The 17872-nt window shown below is 71.8% G+C and carries 15 protein-coding genes; 8 read left to right on the top strand and 7 right to left on the bottom strand.

All coding sequences use genetic code 11. From position 1 onward, the window contains the following. Positions 1-24: 24 nt before the first annotated feature. The 4 genes from ACSQ4M_RS08755 to ptsP all read right to left on the bottom strand — a co-directional run bounded on the left by ACSQ4M_RS08755 (position 25) and on the right by ptsP (position 6185). Entirely contained in the window at positions 25-849 is an 825-nt protein-coding gene (locus ACSQ4M_RS08755; protein WP_436189194.1) for a shikimate 5-dehydrogenase, read from the bottom strand. Positions 850-952: 103 nt separating this feature from the next. Beyond that, a complete protein-coding gene (locus tag ACSQ4M_RS08750) occupies positions 953-2683 on the bottom strand; it encodes a PTS fructose-like transporter subunit IIB (RefSeq protein WP_436189193.1) in 1731 nt (576 codons plus the stop codon). A 20-nt stretch (positions 2684-2703) separates the two neighbouring features. After that, positions 2704-3669: a 1-phosphofructokinase family hexose kinase gene (locus tag ACSQ4M_RS08745; RefSeq protein WP_436189192.1), complete on the bottom strand. Its 966-nt coding sequence runs from the start codon at positions 3667-3669 to the stop codon at positions 2704-2706. Next, positions 3669-6185, bottom strand: a complete 2517-nt coding sequence (ptsP, locus tag ACSQ4M_RS08740; RefSeq protein ID WP_436189191.1) for a phosphoenolpyruvate--protein phosphotransferase — start codon at positions 6183-6185, stop codon at positions 3669-3671. Before ptsP ends, ACSQ4M_RS08745 begins: the two co-directional genes overlap by 1 nt. A gap of 195 nt (positions 6186-6380) precedes the next feature. On the opposite strand from ptsP, the gene ACSQ4M_RS08735 reads away from it, so the two are divergent. Then, the gene (locus tag ACSQ4M_RS08735; RefSeq protein ID WP_436189190.1) at positions 6381-7415 is read left to right on the top strand and encodes a LacI family DNA-binding transcriptional regulator; all 1035 of its coding nucleotides are present in this window, start codon (positions 6381-6383) and stop codon (positions 7413-7415) included. Here the strand turns inward: ACSQ4M_RS08735 and selD are convergent. Together selD and ACSQ4M_RS08725 are read right to left on the bottom strand one after the other, a co-directional pair. Next, positions 7402-8460, bottom strand: a complete 1059-nt coding sequence (selD, locus tag ACSQ4M_RS08730; protein WP_436189189.1) for a selenide, water dikinase SelD — start codon at positions 8458-8460, stop codon at positions 7402-7404. The genes ACSQ4M_RS08735 and selD overlap by 14 nt on opposite strands. Positions 8461-8503: 43 nt before the next feature. Further along, on the bottom strand, positions 8504-8980 hold the full coding sequence (locus ACSQ4M_RS08725; protein ID WP_436193983.1) for a MarR family winged helix-turn-helix transcriptional regulator: 477 nt from the start codon (positions 8978-8980) through the stop codon (positions 8504-8506). A 179-nt stretch (positions 8981-9159) separates the two neighbouring features. On the opposite strand from ACSQ4M_RS08725, the gene badH reads away from it, so the two are divergent. The 5 genes from badH to ACSQ4M_RS08700 are packed head-to-tail and all read left to right on the top strand — an operon-like array spanning position 9160 to position 14580. Beyond that, complete coding sequence (gene badH / locus ACSQ4M_RS08720; protein WP_436189188.1) at positions 9160-9927, top strand: 2-hydroxycyclohexanecarboxyl-CoA dehydrogenase; 768 nt, start codon at positions 9160-9162, stop codon at positions 9925-9927. A 31-nt stretch (positions 9928-9958) separates the two neighbouring features. After that, positions 9959-10741 carry a 2-ketocyclohexanecarboxyl-CoA hydrolase gene (badI, locus tag ACSQ4M_RS08715; protein WP_436189187.1) on the top strand — a complete coding sequence of 261 codons (783 nt, stop codon included), beginning with the start codon at positions 9959-9961 and terminating at the stop codon, positions 10739-10741. An 11-nt stretch (positions 10742-10752) separates the two neighbouring features. Then, entirely contained in the window at positions 10753-11904 is a 1152-nt protein-coding gene (aliB, locus tag ACSQ4M_RS08710) for a cyclohexanecarboxyl-CoA dehydrogenase (protein WP_436189186.1), read from the top strand. A gap of 26 nt (positions 11905-11930) precedes the next feature. Further along, entirely contained in the window at positions 11931-13574 is a 1644-nt protein-coding gene (gene aliA, locus ACSQ4M_RS08705) for a cyclohexanecarboxylate-CoA ligase (protein WP_436189185.1), read from the top strand. A 28-nt stretch (positions 13575-13602) separates the two neighbouring features. Next, positions 13603-14580 (top strand): Bug family tripartite tricarboxylate transporter substrate binding protein, encoded by a 978-nt coding sequence (locus tag ACSQ4M_RS08700; protein WP_436189184.1) that lies wholly within the window; start codon positions 13603-13605, stop codon positions 14578-14580. On the opposite strand, the gene mltA is transcribed toward ACSQ4M_RS08700, so the two are convergent. Next, positions 14567-15826 carry a murein transglycosylase A gene (mltA, locus tag ACSQ4M_RS08695; RefSeq protein WP_436189183.1) on the bottom strand — a complete coding sequence of 420 codons (1260 nt, stop codon included), beginning with the start codon at positions 15824-15826 and terminating at the stop codon, positions 14567-14569. The two genes, ACSQ4M_RS08700 and mltA, sit on opposite strands and share 14 nt — an antisense overlap. On the opposite strand from mltA, the gene ACSQ4M_RS08690 reads away from it, so the two are divergent. Next, a complete protein-coding gene (locus ACSQ4M_RS08690; RefSeq protein WP_436189182.1) occupies positions 15759-15899 on the top strand; it encodes a hypothetical protein in 141 nt (46 codons plus the stop codon). The two genes, mltA and ACSQ4M_RS08690, sit on opposite strands and share 68 nt — an antisense overlap. A gap of 69 nt (positions 15900-15968) precedes the next feature. Continuing rightward, positions 15969-17798, top strand: coding sequence for an ABC transporter ATP-binding protein (locus ACSQ4M_RS08685; protein WP_436193982.1), 1830 nt, complete (start codon positions 15969-15971; stop codon positions 17796-17798). Positions 17799-17872 lie beyond the last annotated feature (74 nt).

Here is a 17872-nt window from a genome sequence, read left to right as displayed (position 1 = left end):
CGTTGCGGGCGCGCCCGCAGCATCTCACACGGCGCGCGCGTGCGCGGCGGCGGCGGCGATCTGGGCCGCATCGGGCCGCACGCCGGTGTACAGCACGAACTGCTCCACCGCCTGCAGCACGATGACCTCGTCGCCGCCGATCACGGGCCTGCCCAGCCGGCGCGCGGCGCGCAGCAGCGGCGTCTCGGCCGGCAGGGCCACCACGTCGAAGACACCGGCCGCGCGGGCGATCCAGTCGTCGGGGAACGCCTGCGCGTCGGCCTGCGCACCCGCCATGCCCAGCGGCGTGACGTTCACCAGCCAGGCGCCCTCGGCCTGGTGCGCATCGCCCAGCTCGCCCTGCCAGGCCAGGCCGTGCAGCGCGGCCACGGCCGGGCCGGCCTGCGCGTTGCGCGCCACCACGCAGCCGCCCAGGCCATGGTCCACCAGCGCGGCCAGCACGGCACGGCCCATGCCGCCACTGCCGCGCAGCACGAAGCGGCTGGCCGGGTCCACGGCGTGGGTCTCAAGGAGCGCAGCCACGGCCACGTAGTCGGTGTTGTGGGCGATCAGCCGCCCGCCCTCGTTGACGATGGTGTTGACCGACTGCAGCCGCGCGGCCGAGGGCTGCAGTTCGTCCAGCAGCGGGATGCAGGCCTCCTTGAACGGCATGCTCACGGCGCAGCCGCGGATACCCAGGGCCCGCACGCCGCCGATGGCGGCCGGCAGGTCGGTGGTGGTGAAGGCCTTGTAGACGTAGTCCAGGCCCAGCGCACGGTACAGATGGTTGTGAAAGCGCGTGCCGAAGTTGCCGGGCCGGCCCGACAGCGACATGCACAGCTGGGTGTCGCGGCTGATGTCCATGTTCATGCAGCGCCTCCGCCAAGTGGTGTGTGTTGCAGCGTAGCGCCGTCGGCGCCCCTGCCGCATTCGCTGGTCCGATCCCCGCAGGCGGGGCCCCTCTCCCTGGCGCTCATGCGGCGATCTTCTTCTTGAACAAGCCCAATGCCAATGCCGTGACCACCGTGCCCGCGACGATGGCCGCGCCATACAGCAGCACATGGTTCACCGCGTTGGGAATCGCCAGCACGAACACGCCGCCGTGCGGCGCCTGCAGCGCCACGCCCCACCACATGGACAGCGCGCCGGCCGTGGCCGCGCCCAGCACGCAGGCCGGGATCACGCGCAGCGGATCGCGTGCCACGTAGGGAATGGCGCCCTCGGTGATGAAGGCCAGGCCCAGCACGGCGGCGGCCTTGCTGGCCTCGCGCTCCTCGGCCGAGAAGCGGCTCGCGAACAGCCGGCAAGCCAGCGCGATGCCCAGCGGCGGCACCATGCCCGCGGCCATGGCGGCGGCCATGGGCGTGGCCACGCCGCTGGCGATCAGCGAGGTGGAGAACACGTAAGCCGCCTTGTTGATGGGGCCGCCCATGTCGGCGGCCATCATCGCGCCGAGCACGATGCCCAGCAGCACGGCGCTCGAGCTCTGCATGCCCTTGAGGAACTCGGTCAGCGCCGTCATGGCCGCGGCCACGGGGTGGCCGATGACCATCAGCATCAGCAGGCCGACGATGGCAGAGCCCAGCAGCGGCAGCAGCAGCACGGGCTTGAGCCCCTCCAGCCCGCGCGGCAGGCGGATCCACTGGTTCAGCCACTTGACGGCATAGCCCGCGATGAAGCCGGCCGCGATGCCGCCCAGGAAGCCCGCGCCCACGGTGCCGGCCAGCATGCCGCCGACCATGCCGGGCGCGATGCCGGGCCGGTCGGCGATGGAGAACGCGATGTAGCCCGCCAGCGCCGGCACCATCAGCGCGAAGGCCGCCTTGGCGCCGACCTGGAACAGCGACCAGCCGATGGTGCCCTGGTGCGCGTCGTCGTAGACATAGATGCCGCCCAGCGCGAAGGCCAGCGCGATCAGCAGCCCGCCCGCCACCACGAAGGGCAGCATGAAGGACACGCCGGTCATGAGGTGCTTGTAGGGGCCGCTGGCAGAGGCCTTCTGCGCGCCGGCCGGGGCCGCGGCGGTGGCCGACGCCGCCTGCCAGGGCGCGGCCTCGGCCCGGGCCTTGCCGATCAGCGCCGCCGCGTCGTGGATGGCGGCCTTGGTGCTGGCGCTGTAGAGCCGCTTGCCGGCGAAGCGCGCGCGGTCGACCTGGGTGTCGGCCGCGATCAGCACGAGGTCGGCCTCGGCGATGGCCTGGGCCGTGAGCGCGTTCTGCGCGCCGACCGAGCCCTGCGTCTCCACATGGATCCGGTGGCCCAGCGCCTTGGCGCCCTGCTCCAGCGCCTCGGCGGCCATGAAGGTGTGGGCCACGCCGGTGGGGCAGGAGGTGATGGCCACGATGCGCAGCGGCTCGGCGGCCGCCTGCGCCACGGGCCCGGCGGCGGCCATGCCCAGCCGCGCGAGCGCCTGCTGCACGACCTCGCCGGCATCGCGGAACACGGCCTCGGGCGCCACTTCCAGCAGCTTGTCGGCCGGCAGCGCGCCGCGGTCGATGCCGCTGCCCGCGTCGGCCGCCAGGATCACGGCCTGCGCCTGGGCCAGTTCCTCGGCCGAGAAGCCTTCCTGCGTGCCGAAGCTGCTGACCACGCGCAGCTTGAGGTCGTGCCCGAGGCGGGCGGCGGCGGCCAGCAGCGCCTCGCCCAGCATGAAGCTGTGGGCGGGGCCGGCCTGGCTGGCGGCGATGGCGAAGAGTTGGGCCATGGGGGTTGTCTCCGTGCGTGTCAGATGGATTGCGGAACGATCTGCGCGGCCAGCGCGTCGATCTCGGGAAGCGGCGGCAGACCGGGCGCGATGCGCTGGATGCGCGCAGCCGCGCAGGCCATGCCGAAGACGGCGGCGTCCAGCGGCGCACGGCCGGCGATCAACGCGCCCAGCGTGCCGGCGACCAGCGCATCGCCCGCGCCGACCGTGGTGGCCACCCGCACGCGCGGCGTGGCGGCAAACCAGCGCGCACCGCCGCTGGCGATGACGGCGCCGTCGCCGCCCATGGACACCACGACGAGCGCGATGCCGTCCTGCTGCAGCTGCGCCGCCGCGTCGGCCACGGCCGCCACGGTGGGCAGCGGGCGGCCGACCAGCTCTTCGAGCTCGGCGCGGTTGGGCTTGATGAAGTCGGGCGCGGGCTGCAGCGCGGCCAGCAGCGCGCGCAGCGCGGTGCCGCTCGTGTCCACCATGAGCCGCGCGCCATGACCGCGCAGCGTGGTCGCCACGCGCGCCATGTCGGCCGGCGTCACGCCCGGCGGCAGGCTGCCGGCCAGCGTGACCCAGGTGCCGGGGCCGACCAGCGGCACCAGCGTTTGCAGCAGTCCGACCTCGGCGCCGGCCTGCAGCACAGGGTCGAAGGCGATGCCGGGCAGATTGATGTCGGTGGTCTCGCCAAGCGCGGCATCGGCCAGCTTGATGTTGGTGCGGGTGCGGCCGGGCACGCGCCACATGGCGTCCACGATGCCGGCCTGCGCGAAGCTGCGCTCGAAGCGCTGCGGGTTCTCCGCGCCGAGCCAGCCGCCCGCGGCCACGCGCACGCCCAGCGCGGCCAGCACGGCGGCCACGCCGATGCCCTTGCCGCCGGCCTCGAACTGCTCGGCCCGCGCCCGGTGCACGGCACCGGGCACCAGGCGCTCCAAGGTGACGGTGTGGTCGATCGCCGGGTTGGGCGTCAAGGTGATGACCTGGATCGCGTCGGCCATCACACGCGCTCCGGTGCGGCGCGCAGCTGCGCGCCGAGTGCGCGCACCTGGTCGCCGTCGTCCATGTCCAGCGCCCGTTGCGCCAGGGCCTGCAGCTCGGCCAGGCTGTGCCGGCGCAGCAGCGCCTTGATGGCGGTGAGGTCGCCCACGCTCATGCTGAGTTCCTGCACGCCCAGGCCGGCCAGCAGCGCAGCGCCCAGCGGCTCGCCCGCCAAGCCGCCGCACACGCCGACCCAGCGGCCATGCCGGCGCGCGCCGGCCACGGTGTCGGCCACCAGGCGCAGCACGGCCGGGTGCAGGCTGTCGGCCATGCCGGCCAGTTGCGGGTGTTGGCGGTCCACGGCCAGCGTGTACTGCGTGAGGTCGTTGGTGCCGATGGAGAAGAAGTCCACGTGCGCGGCGAGCCGGTCGGCCATGCGCGCGGCCGAGGGCACCTCGATCATGATGCCGACGGGAATGGCCCGGCCCGCCATGCCGAGTTGCTGCTGCACCCCGGCCAGCCGCGCCTTGAGCTGGCGCACCTCGTCCACCGTGCTGATCATCGGGAACATGATGGACAGCGGGCCCGTCTGCGCGGCGCGCACCAGGGCGCGCAGCTGCGGCATGAGCAGGTCGTCGCGCTGCAGGCACAGGCGCGCGCCGCGCACGCCGAGGAAGGGGTTCTCTTCCACCGGCAGGTTCAGGTGCGGCACCTGCTTGTCGCCGCCGATGTCCAGCGTGCGCACGATCAGCGGGCGCCCGCCCATGGCCTGCACCATGGCCTGGTAGACGGCGAACTGCTCCTCCTCGTCGGGCGCGTGGTCGCGTTCGAGGAACAGGAACTCGGTGCGCATCAGGCCCACGCCCTCGGCGCCCTGCTCCAGCGCACGTGCCACCTGGTCGGCGCGGTTCACGTTGGCAGCGATCTCGACGGTGTGGCCATCGGTGGTGGTGGCGGGTTGCAGGCGGCTGGCGGCTTCCTCGGCCTGGTGGCGGGCCAGGCGCTCGACCATGGCCTGGGTTTGCAGCAGTGCCTCCTCGGTGGGCGCCACGTGCAACTGGCCGCGGTAGCCATCGAGGATGGCGCGCTCGCCCGGCGCCAGATGCAGCACGCCGGGGCCGGCGGCCACCACGGCCGGCAGGCCCAACGCGCGCGCCAGGATGGCGGTGTGCGCGGTGGGGCCGCCACGCGCGGTGCAAAAGCCCTTGACGCGCTGCACGTCGATCTGCGCGGTGACCGAGGGCGAGAGATCGTCGGCCAGCAGCAGCGCGTCGCGCGGCCAGGTGGAAGGGTCGGTGCCGGCGTCGTCGCCGCGGCCCAGCAGGTGGCGCAGCACGCGCTCGCCCACGTCCTGCAGGTCGGCCGCGCGCGCGGCCAGCACGGCATCGGCCACGGCGCGCTGGGCGGCCACGCGCTCGGCCAGCACATGGCGCCAGGCCCAGGCCGCGCCATGGCCCTGCACCACCAGGCGGCTGACCTCGCGCAGCAGCGCCGGGTCGCGCAGCATCTGGCCGTGCGCGTCGAAGATGCCGGCCTGCTCGGCGCGGCCCTGGGCGCGGGCCTGCTCGGCCAGGTGGTAGATCTGCGCGGCAGCGGCGTTCAGGGCGCGGTCGAGCAGCGCGGCGTCTTCGGCGAAGCCCTGGTGCTGGTCGGCCACCTCCAGCGCGCCGGCTTCGGCGCTGACCAGCGTACCGATCACCAGGCCCGGGCTCGCCGCAATGCCGCTGATGGTCTGGCGTGCGGCCGGCTGCCAGTCGCCCAGCACGCGGCCCAGGCCCTGGGCCTGCGACTGGCGGGCGGCGGCCAGCTCGGCCTGGCGCGTTTCCTCGTCGCCCAGGCGCTGCACCAGATCGCGCAGCGCGGCCAGGGCAGCCTCGGCGTCCGGGCCCTGGGCAGACAGGCGCAGTGCCGCACCGCGGCCAGCGCCCAGGCTCAGCAGCGCGGCCATGTTGCGCGCATCGGCCACGGCCTCGCCATGGCGCACGCGCAGCGCGGCCTGGAAGCGCGCGGCCAGCTGCGCCCACTGCCCGGCCGGGCGGGCGTGCAGGCCATTCGGGTAGTTCAGCGTGAGGTCCAGGCCCAGGGAGAAGTCCTGCGCGGGAGCGGCGGCGGCATCGGGCGCGGCGTCGCTGGTCAGCGCGGCAACGATGTCCTCGGCACGCGCCGAGCGCACGAGCTGCGCAATGCGGTTGCCGCCCTGCATGAGCCGCGTGAGCCGGCGCAGCACGGTGATGTGCTCGTCCGATGCCGCGGCGATGGCCACGACCAGGCGCACGGGCTTGTCGGCGCTGCCCCAGGCCACGCCATCCGGCACCTGCAGCACCGCCAGGCCGGTGCGGCGCACCAGGCCCTTGTCTTCGACCATGCCATGCGGGATGGCCACGCCCTGGCCCAGGTAGGTGGTGGCGACCTGCTCGCGCCGCAGCAGGCTGGCGACGTAGCCGGCATCACAGAAGCCGGCCTGCACCAGCAACGCGCCGGCGCTGCGCACGGCGTCGTCGCGGTCGGCCGGGCTGGCCGCGAGGCGGACTTCCACGGGAGTGGGGAGGGGTTCCAAGCGTGTCTCCAAGTTCTGGAATCGATTCCAAAATTATTCCGCAAGAGAAAGCCATTGGTCCATAGAACCCATCGGCATCACACCAAAAACAAGGGTAAACACCGATAAATCTTGTCCAATCACAGGAGAATCCCGCCTGAAAATCAAGGAATCGATACCAAATCAGACCCGCCCATGTCGTCCATGCTCGCCAGCCCGACCAGTCCCAGCATCAAGGATGTGGCGCAGCGCGCTGGCGTGTCGACGACCACCGTCTCGCGCGTGCTGACCGACGCCGATGCCGTGCGCCCCGCGCTGCGCGAGCGCGTGCAGCAGGCCATCGCCGAGCTGGGTTGGCGGCCCAGCCTGGCGGCACGGCGGCTGCGCCAGCGCCGCACTTCGCTGATCGGCCTGGTGGTGGCCGACATCCGCAACCCCTTCTTCACCGCCATCAGCCGCGCCGTGGAAGACATGGCCTATGCCGCCGGGCTGCGGTTGATCCTGTGCAACAGCGATGAAGACCCGGCCAAGGAGCAGTCCTACCTGGAGCTGATGGCCGACGAGCGCGCCAGCGGCGTGATCCTCGCGCCCACGCTGGAGTTCACCGAACGTCCGCGGAACGGTCCCTGGCCGTTCCCGCTGGTGATGGTGGACCGCGCACCCGCTTCCAACGCGGCCGACGCCGTGCTGCTGGACAACGTCGCCGCGGCCGGTGAGCTCACGCGCCACCTGCTGGCCCAGGGCTGCCGGCGCATCGCGCTGCTGGCCGGTAGTCACAGCACCACCGGTCGCCAGCGCCAGGCCGGCTACGAGGCCGCGCTGCGCGAGGCCGGCCTGGCGCCGCGCGTGCTGGCGCTGCGGCCCGACGCCCAGGCCGGCCAGGAGGGCGCGGCGCAGCTGCTGGCCGAGCCGCCAGGCACGCGGCCCGACGCCCTGCTCGCCACCAGCGGCCTGCTGTTGCTGGGCGCCTGGCGCGCCGCCCGCGCCGCCGCGCTGGCACTGCCGCACGACCTGGCCCTGGCCGGCTTCGACGACAACGACTGGACCACCATGACGGAGCCGGCCATCACCGTGCTGGCCCAGCCGACCCAGGACATCGGCCGCAGCGCGGCCGAACTGCTGCTGCAGCGCCTGGCCGAACCCGACCGGGCGCCGCGGCGCATCGTGCTGCAGGGGCAGCTGCTGGTGCGGGGGTCGAGTCTGCGCGCGGGAGCGGTCAGCGCACGATGAGGCGGGGCCCGCCGGCCCAGGCCTGCACCTCGCCGATCTCGGCGGCCTGCGCGAAACCGTGCTGGCCGAACAGCGCCAGCACCGCGCCCACGCTGTCGGGCGCACAGGAAACCAGCAGGCCGCCGCTGGTCTGCGGATCGGTCAGCAGCGCGCGCTCGGCATCCGGCAGGCCGCTCGCCACCTCGGCGCCGTAGCCCAGCCAGTTCCGGCCCGAGGCGCCCGTCACGCAGCCGGCCGCGACGAGTTCGCGCACGCCCTCCAGCACGGGCACGCGGGCCCAGTCCAGCAGCACCTGGCAGTTGGCGCCGCGCGCCACCTCCAGGCCATGGCCGGCGATGCCGAAGCCCGTCACGTCGGTCAGCGCATGCACGCCGGGCAGCGCGGCCAGGGCCGGGCCGGGGGTGTTGAGCTGGGTGGTGGTGGCCATCATGCGGGCGTAGCCGGCGGCGTCGAGCAACTGCTTCTTGAACGCGGCCGACTGCACGCCCACGCCCAACGGCTTGCCCAGCACCAGACGGTCGCCCACTTGCGCGCCGGCGTTGCGGCGCACGCGGTCCGGGTGCACCAGGCCCAGCGCCACCAGGCCGTAGATCGGTTCCACCGAATCGATGGTGTGCCCGCCCGCAATGGGGATGCCCGCCGCCTGGCAGACCGACTGGCCGCCCGCCAGGATGCGGCCGATGGTCGCGGTGGACAGCACGTTGACCGGCATGCCCACGATGGCCAGTGCCAGGATGGGCTGGCCGCCCATGGCGTAGACGTCGGAGATGGCATTGGTCGCGGCGATGCGGCCGAAGTCGTGCGGGTCGTCCACGATGGGCATGAAGAAGTCGGTCGTGGCGATCAGCGCCTGCTGGTCGTTGAGCCGGTAGACGGCGGCATCGTCGGCGGTCTCGATGCCGACCAGCAGCTCGGGCGGCACGGGCAGGCCGCCCTGGTTCTTCAGGATCTCGGACAGCACGCCAGGCGCGATCTTGCAGCCGCAGCCGCCGCCGTGGGAGAGCGAGGTCAGGCGCGGCTCGGCCGCGGGCGTGGTGGTGGACATGGATGGCAGCGGTGGCAAACGGACAGGGGCTGCATTGTGCGGCTCAGCCATCCACAGCCGCCTCGCCACCGCCTTGCGCATCGTCCACCCGCTGCATGTTGTCGAGCAGCTTGAGCAGGTAGTGCAGGCTATGGGTCACATCGTTGACCGAGAAGCCGTCGAGCACCTGACCGTAGTAGCCGTGGATCTTGGGCAGGGCTTCGTCCTGCCAAAGCCGCCGGCCGGCATCGCTCATGGAGATGATGCGCGAGCGCCGGTCCGCCGGATCGGGCCCCGTCTGCACCCGGCCGTCGCGCTCCATGCGGCCGATGAGGCCCGACAGGTTCTGCCGGCTCACCTTGAGGTAGCGGGCCAGGTCGCCCACGCTCATGCCGGCGCCGGCCTCCGGCCGCGACAACGCGCCCAGCACCGCCCACTGCTGCGTGGTGAGGCCCTCCTGCTCCACCGCACGCGTCCCGGTTTTATGCAACATGTTTGCGCATTGATAGAGCCTGAAAAACAGGCGATTGGCCAGCGCCATGCGTGCTGCCTGTGTTTCTTCTTCAGGGTAAACCACGAAATCTCCTTGAACCCAGGGCTTGCATTGCCGAGTTAGCCGACCCACAATTGAGTCAACATATTTACCTATATTGCCAATTCAGGCAATGCCTTGCTCCGACGATAGCAAGGCGGCGCCTGCCGAACCCAAGGAGTGATGCGATGCAGCGATTCGAGAACAAGGTGGTGGTGGTGACCGGCGGCGGCGGCGGCATCGGCGGGGCGACCTGCCGGCGCTTCGCGGCCGAGGGCGCCAGGGTGGCGGTGTTCGACCTGAACCTGGCCGCCGCAGAGCAGGTGGCAGCGCAGATCCGCGCGGCCGGCGGCACGGCCCAGGCCATGGGCTGCGACATCACCGACCGCGCCAGCGTGGACCGGGCCGTGGCGGCCACGGCCGAGGCGCTGGGCCCCATCGCCGTGCTGGTCAACAACGCCGGCTGGGACGTGTTCAAGCCCTTCGTGAAGACCGTGCCGGCCGAGTGGGAGCGGCTGATCGCCATCAACCTGACTGGTGCGCTGCACATGCTGCACGCGGTGCTGCCGGGCATGGCCGAACGGCGCGCCGGGCGCATCGTCAACGTGGCGTCCGACGCGGCGCGCGGCGGCTCCTCGGGCGAGGCCGTGTACTCGGCCTGCAAGGGCGGGCTGGTGGCGCTGTCCAAGACGCTGGCGCGCGAGCATGCGCGCCAGGGCATCACCGTCAACGTGGTCTGCCCGGGGCCGACCGACACCGCGCTGCTGGCCGGCGTGGCCGAGGGCGCGCGCGACCCGGCCAAGCTGCTGGAAGCCTTCCGCAGCGCCATCCCGCTCGGCCGGCTGGGGCAGCCGGACGACCTAGCCGGCGCCATCGCCTTCTTCGCCAGCGACGACGCGGGCTTCATCACCGGCCAGGTGGTCTCCGTCTCGGGCGGACTGACCATGCACGGCTGACCCCTCTTTCACACCGACCAAGGAGACCCCCATGGACTTCGAAGACATCCTGTACGAGCTGCGCAACGGCGTGGCCTGGATCACCATCAACCGGCCCGAGAAGATGAACGCCTTCCGCGGCACCACCTGCGACGAGCTGATCCGCGCGCTGAACAAGGCCGGCTACGACAAGGCCGTGGGCTGCATCGTGCTGGCCGGCGCCGGCGAGCGCGCCTTCTGCACCGGCGGCGACCAGTCGGCCCACGATGGCAACTACGACGGCCGCGGCACCATCGGCCTGCCGATGGAAGAGCTGCACACCGCCATCCGCGACGTGCCCAAGCCCGTGATCGCGCGCGTGCAGGGCTTCGCCATCGGCGGCGGCAACGTGCTGGCCACCATCTGCGACCTGACGATCTGCTCGGAGAAGGCCATCTTCGGCCAGGTCGGCCCCAAGATGGGCTCGGTCGACCCGGGTTACGGCACGGCCTTCCTGGCGCGCGTGGTCGGCGAGAAGAAGGCCCGCGAGATCTGGTACCTGAACAAGCGCTACTCGGGCCCCGAGGCCGTGGCCATGGGCCTGGCCAACATCTGCGTGCCGCCCGAGGAGCTGGACGCGACCGTGCAGGAATGGGCCGAGACCATCTGCGAGCGCAGCCCCACCGCGATCGCGATCGCCAAGCGCAGCTTCAACATGGACACGGCCCACCAGGCCGGCATCGCGGGCATGGGCATGTACGCGCTGAAGCTCTACTACGACACCGAAGAGTCGCGCGAAGGCGTGGCCGCGCTCAAGGACAAGCGCAAGCCCGATTTCCGCAAGTACGTGAAGTAGGGGCTGTGGCCATGAACCCCTACATCGACGACGACCTGGCGGCCATTGCCGAGCAGGCCCGGCGCTTCGCCACCGACCGCGTGGCGCCGGGGTTCCAGGAGCGCGACCGCACGCGCGTGCTGGAACGCAGCCTCATGCGCGAGATGGGCGAGATGGGCTTCATCGCGCCCGAGCTGCCCGAGCAGCACGGCGGCCAGGGCCTGGGCGCGCTGGCCGCCGGCGTGGTCCACGAAGAGATCGCGCGGGCCGACCTGTCGATCAGCTACATCAACCTGCTGGCCTCGCTGAACGGGCAGATCCTGTCCGAGCATGGCCATCCGGAAGTCGCACAGCCCTGGCTGCGCCGGCTCACGCGCGGCGAGGCGCTGCTGGCCATCGCGCTGACCGAGCCGCGCGGCGGCTCGGACGCGGCCAACCTGCGCCTGCGCGTGGAGCGCGTGGGCGCGCACTATGTGCTGAACGGCGAGAAGACCTCGATCTCGGCGGCCGACCAGTGCGATGCGGCCGTGGTCTTCGGCCGCACCGGCAGCGTGGAGTCGCAGGCCCATGGCGTGACCGCGCTGCTGGTGCCGATGGACCTGCCCGGCATCACGCGCAACCGCTTCGACTGCCACGGCCAGCGCGCCATCGGCCGCGGCTCGCTGTTCTTCGAGAACGTGCGCGTGCCGGTGGACCACCGCCTCGGCGACGAGAACAAGGGCTTCGTGCAGGTCATGCAGGGCTTCGACTACTCGCGCGCGCTGATCGGCCTGCAGGTGCTGGCCGTGGCCCGCGTGTCGCTCGAAGAAGCCTGGGCCTACGCGGCGCAGCGCATGGCCTTCGGCAAGCCGCTGACGGCGTTCCAGGGCGTCTCGCACCCGCTGGCCGATGGCGACACCCAGGTCGAGGCCGCGCGCCTGTTGTGCCTGCAGGCGCTGTGGCTCAAGGACAAGGGCCTGCCGCACAGCGCCGAGGCCGCCATGTGCAAGTGGTTGGCGCCCAAGCTGGCCTACGACGTGGTGCACCAGTGCCTGCTGTCGTTCGGCCACGGCGGCTACGACCGCGGGCCGATGGAGCAGCGCCTGCGCGACGTGCTGGGCTTCCAGATCGGCGACGGCACGGCCCAGATCATGAAGACCGTCATCGCGCGCGCCCGCGCCGGCCGCCAGGCCGTGCCGAACTGAACGACCACAAGCAAGGAGACAACCCCATGGAATTCGATGCCGTCCTGCTGCCGCCGCGGCGCGCCGCGAGCGTGGCGCAAGGCCACTGGGCCGACAAGACCGTCAACGACCTGCTCGACGCCGCTGTCGCCGCCCACCCCGACCGCATGGCGCTGACCGCGCTGCGCAGCGACGCCGAGCAGCCGCGCCGCTTCACCTACCGCGCGTTGGCGGAGATGGCCGACCGCATCGCCGTGGGCCTGTCGCGCCTGGGCGTGGGGCGCAACGACGTGGTCGCCATGCAGTTGCCCAACTGGTGGCAGTTCAGCCTGCTGGCGCTGGCCTGCGCGCGGCTGGGTGCGGTCATCAACCCGCTGATGCCGATCTTCCGCGAGCGCGAGCTGTCGTTCATGCTGCGCCACGGCGAGGCCAAGGTCTTCGTCGTGCCCGCGCAGTTCCGCAGTTTCGACCATGCGGCCATGGCACGCGCGCTGCAGGCCGAACTGCCCACGCTGCAGCACGTGGTGGTGGTCGGCAGCGGCGGCGCCGACGATTTCGAGGCGCTGCTGTCCGGCCCGGCCTGGGAACGCGAGCGCGACGCCGAGAACATCCTGCACCGGAGCCGCCCGGCGCCCGACGACATCGTGCAGCTGATCTACACCTCGGGCACGACCGGCGAGCCCAAGGGCGTGCTGCACAGCGCCAACACGCTGCTGGCCAACATCCGGCCCTATGCCGAGCGGCTGGGCCTGTCGGATGCGGACACGGTGTTCATGGCCTCGCCCATGGCGCACCAGACGGGCTTCATGTATGGGCTGCTGATGCCGATCCTGCTGCAGTGCCCGGCCGTGCTGCAGGACATCTGGGACCCGGCGCGCGCGGTGCAGGCCATCCGCGCGGCGGGCGCCACCTTCACGATGGCGTCCACGCCCTTCCTGACCGACCTCACGCGGGCCGTGCGCGACGGCGGCCAGGACGTGCCGACCCTGCGCACCTTCCTGTGCGCCGGCGCGCCCATCCCCGGCCCGCTGGTGCAGCAGGCACGCGAGACGCTGGGCACCAAGATCGTCTCGGCCTGGGGCATGACCGAGAACGGCGCGGTGACGCTGATCCGGCTCGACGATGCCGACGCGCGTGCCTACACCACCGACGGCTGCCCGCTGCCCGGCGTGGAACTCAAGGTGGTGGACTTCGACGGCACGGAGCTGCCGCGCGGCGAATCGGGCAAGCTGCTGGTGCGCGCGGCGTCGAACTTCGGCGGCTACCTCAAGCGCCCGCACCTGAACGGCACCGATGCCGAAGGCTGGTTCGACACCGGCGACCTCGCGCGCATGGACGCCGACGGCTACATCCGCATCAGCGGGCGCAGCAAGGACGTGATCATCCGCGGCGGCGAGAACATCCCGGTGTTCGAGGTGGAGTCGCTGCTCTACAAGCACCCCGCCGTGCTGCAGGTGGCCGTGGTGGCCTACCCCGACGAACGCCTGGGCGAGCGCGCCTGCGCCGTGGTCGTGCCCAAGCCCGGCCAGGCCATCGACCTGCCCGAGATCGTGCGCTTCCTCAAGGCCGAGAAGGTGGCCGTGCAGTACGCGCCCGAGAAGCTGGTCGTGCTCCAGGCCATGCCGGCCACGCCCTCCGGAAAGATCCAGAAGTTCAAGCTGCGCGAGCTGGTGCAAAACGCGGCCACCTGATTCCCACAACGACCCGAGGAGACACCCCATGGACAAGAAGATCGCGCGCCGCGGCGCGCTGGCCGCCGCATGCCTGGCCCTGGCGGGCGCCGCCTGGGCCCAGGCGCCGGCCTGGCCCGGCAGCAAGCCCGTGCGCATCGTCGTCGGCTTCGCGCCGGGCGGCAGCACCGACGTGATGGCCCGCATCGTGGCGCAGTCGGTCGGCGAGGCCATCGGCCAGACCGTGCTGATCGACAACAAGCCCGGCGCCAGCGGCAACATCGCGGCGGCCGAGGTGGTGCGCGCCGCGCCGGACGGCCACACCTTCCTGATCGCGCCAACCTCGGTGGAGACGGCCAACCCCTGGCTGTTCAAGTCCACGCTGCTGCCCTCGCGCGACCTCACACCCGTGGGCACCATCGGCAAGACGCAGATGTACCTGGTGGCCAAGCCCCAGATGGCGGCCAAGGACGTGCGCGAACTCGTGGCCCTGGCCAAGGCGCAGCCCGGCAAGCTGTCGTACGCCTCGGCCGGCACGGGCACGCCGCCGCACCTGGCCTGCGAGATGTTCAAGGCGGCCAGCCAGACCTTCGTCACGCACATCCCCTACCGCGGCGCGGCGCCTGCGCTGCAGGACGTGCTCTCGGGCCAGGCCGATTTCGTCTGCGACCCGGGCATCGCGTTCCCGCACATCCGCACCGGCAAGGTCAAGCTGCTGGGCATCGTCAGCGCCAAGCGCTCGCCCTTCTTCCCGGACGTGCCCACGGTCGGTGAGCAAGGCGTGGCCGGTGCCGACCTGGACATCTGGTTCGGCCTGTGGGCACCCAACGGCACGCCGCCCGAGGTGCTGGCGCGCATGAACAAGGAGCTGGCCCGCGCGCTGGCCCAGCCCGCGCTGGCCAAGCGCTACGGCGACCTGGGGGCCGAGCCCGTGGCGATGGAAACGGCCGATTTCCGCGCGCTGCTGCAGCGCGAGGGCAAACAGCTGGAGACGCTGATCAAGACCCAGGGAATCACGGTGGAATAGTGCGCGGCCAAAGCGCCCACATCTTCAAGGGCTGCTTGAGCCGGCCGGCGAAATCCCCCGCCTCCGGCCCCCAGCCCGCGAAGTAGTCGGCGCGCACGGCGCCGACGATGGCGCTGCCCGTGTCCTGTGCGAGCACCAGCCGCGCCAGCGTCGTCACCGGCCCCTGCGAGGCCAGCCACACCGGCGTGCCATAGGGCACGCTCTGCGGGTCCACCGCGATCGAGCGGCCCGGCGTGAGCGCCACGCCCTGCGCGCCGCGCGGGCCGAAGCCGGCATCGAACGGCGGCAGCGGCTCCTCGCGGAAGAACACCATGCGCGGATTGGCCCACAGCATGTCGCGCACGCGGCCAGGGTTCTGCACGGTCCAGGCCTTGATGCCGGGCCAGGTGGCGTCGCGGATCGCGCCCTGGTCCAGCAGCCAGCGGCCCACGCTCTTGTAGGGCTGCTCGTTGGTGCCGGCATAGGCCAGGCGCACCAGCTTCTGGCTGCCGTCGGGCTCGGTCACGCGCAGCCGGCCCGAGCCCTGGATCTGCAGCACCAGCGCGTCGACCGGGTCGGCGAGCCAGGCGATCTCACGGCCGACCAGTTCGGCCTGGGCCTGCGGCAGCGTCTCCATCTCCTGGCGCGTGTACCAGGGCTTGCGCTGCGCCAGCGTGGTCGGCGGCTGGTACAGCGGCACCGGGAAGGCCGCGCTGGGCTGGCGCGCGGCGTCGAACATGGGCTCGTAGTAGCTGGTCAAGAGGCCTTCGCTGGCCGGCTGGCCCGGCAGCGGCTGGATGCGGTAGGGCTGCAGCCGCGCGATCATCCAGGCGCGCTGGTCTTCCAGCGTGGCGATGGACAGGCGCCGCACCTCGGCGCACAGCTGGCCCCAGGTGGGGCCCGGGCGTTCGCAGCTGCGCATCCAGGCGTTCCAGGCTTCGTGCAATGCGTCCTGGCCCACGCCGGGCAGTTCGTTCCAGCGCACGGGCACCCATTGGCTGCGCCCCCGCAGGATGGGCGCGGGCAGCGGCGCGGTGTCGCCGGGCCAGTCGGCCACCGGCGGCAGGGGCGGCCAGGTCGGTGCCGTGGCGGCCGGTGGACTGGGCAGGCTTGGGGGTTCGGGCCGTGGGGGCTTGCTGGAGCAGGCGACGAGCGTTCCTACAATCGCCGCGTATCCCACCCACCAGGAGAGTCGCTTCATGGTCCTGATTTTGCTCGAAGCCCTGGCAGCCCTTTTGCTGCTGGTGGGCATCGTCTGGTGGACCATGTTCTCGGGCCGCGACAAGGGCGAACTGCCGCAGGCCAAGCAGGACACCAAGCCGCGGGACACGCCGGACTGAAGCCCCTACGCGCGCCTTGTCACGCACAGGCGGCTACAGTCCCGGGCCCTGTCGGAGACTCCCGCCTTGCTGTTCCGCTACTTCGAGAAACTCCTTCCCCCCTACCCCGGCGCCGAGCCGACCCTGCCGCCCAAGGGCTTCTTTGCCTTTCTGTGGGCCTGTACCGACGGGCTGCGCGGCAAGGTCGCCTGGCTGGCGCTGCTGACGGCCGGCATGGCCGCCTTCGACGCGCTGATGTTCGCCTTCCTGGGCCGCGTGATCGACTGGCTCGGCGGCGTGCAACCCGCGCAGCTGTGGGCCGAGCGCGGCAACGCGCTGCTATGGCTTGGCGCAGCCCTGGCGGCCAGCGTGCTGGTGGTGGCGCTGCAGACCATCGTCAAGCACCAGGTGCTGGCCATCAACCTGCCGATGCGGCTGCGCTGGAACTTCCACCGGCTCATGCTGGGCCAGAGCATGTCCTTCTACCAGGACGAGTTCGCCGGCCGCATCACCACCAAGGTGATGCAGACCGCGCTGGCGGTGCGCGACACGCTGTTCGTTCTGGCCGACGTGCTGGTGACCATGACCATCTACGCCGTGACCATCGCCGTGCTGGCCGGCGTGTTCGCGGGCGGGCTGGTCTGGCCCTTCGTCATCTGGATGCTGCTGTTCGTGGTGGCCGCGGTGTATTTCGTGCCGCGCCTGGGCCGCGTGGGCAAGGCCCAGGCCGATGCGCGCTCGGCCATGGTGGGGCGCATCACCGATGCGTACACCAACATCATGACGGTCAAGCTGTTCTCGCACACGCACCGCGAGTCGCAGGTGGCGCGCAGCGCGATGCAGGACTTCGTGGTCACGGGCTACCGCCAGATGCGCCTGGTCAGCGCCTTCGAGATCGTCAACCACACCCTGTCGATGGGCCTGGTGGCCGGCATGGCCGGTGTGTCGCTGTGGCTGTGGTCGCTCGGCGAGGTGGGCGTGGGCGCCGTGGCCGCCTCGATCGCCATGGCGCTGCGGCTGCAAGGCATGTCGCAATGGATCATGTGGGAGATGACCAGCCTGTTCGAGGCCGTGGGCACGGTGCAGGATGGCATCAACACGCTGAGCCGGCCGCGCACCGTGGTCGACGCGCCGAATGCCCGGGCCCTGCAGGTCACGCAGGGCGAGGTGCGGTTCGAGGACGTGACTTTCCGCTACGGCCCGGACAAGCCGCCCGTGGTCGAGCACCTGAACCTCACGGTGCGGCCCGGCGAGCGCATCGGCCTGGTCGGACGCTCCGGTGCGGGCAAGAGCACGCTGGTGAACCTGCTGCTGCGCTTCCACGACCTGGCGGGCGGCCGCGTGCTGGTGGACGGGCAGGACATCGCCCAGGTCACGCAGGATTCGCTGCGGGCGCAGATCGGCATGGTCACGCAGGACACCAGCCTGCTGCACCGCTCGCTGGCCGACAACATCGCCTACGGTCTACCGGACGCGACCGAAGCGCAGATCCGCGCGGCGGCCGAACGTGCGGAAGCCTCTGGCTTCATCGACCACCTGACCGACCTGCAAGGCCGCACCGGCCTGGCAGCCCATGTGGGCGAGCGTGGCGTGAAGCTCTCGGGCGGGCAGCGTCAGCGCGTGGCGATCGCGCGCGTGATGCTCAAGAACGCGCCCATCCTGCTGCTGGACGAAGCCACCAGCGCACTCGATTCGGAGGTGGAGGCGGCCATCCAGCAGAGCCTGAACCGGCTCATGGAGGGCAAGACCGTGATCGCCATCGCGCACCGCCTGTCGACCATCGCGGCCATGGACCGGCTGGTCATCCTGGACGGTGGACGCGTGGTCGAAGAAGGCTCACACCGCGAACTCCTCGCCAAAGGCGGGCTGTACGCGCGGCTGTGGGCGCACCAGAGCGGTGGCTTCCTTGGCGAGGAATGATCGAAACGCGGGAGACGCCTGCTGCGTCTGCCCGCTCAGCGCAGGCCGAAGAAGGACAGAACGGCGATGACGAC

This window comes from Pseudorhodoferax sp. LjRoot39 (assembly GCF_964253035.1).
In the GTDB taxonomy this organism is placed as follows: domain Bacteria; phylum Pseudomonadota; class Gammaproteobacteria; order Burkholderiales; family Burkholderiaceae_C; genus Pseudorhodoferax.
Note: the sequence above shows the minus strand (reverse complement) of the source record. Positions and strands in the feature narration are given on the sequence as shown.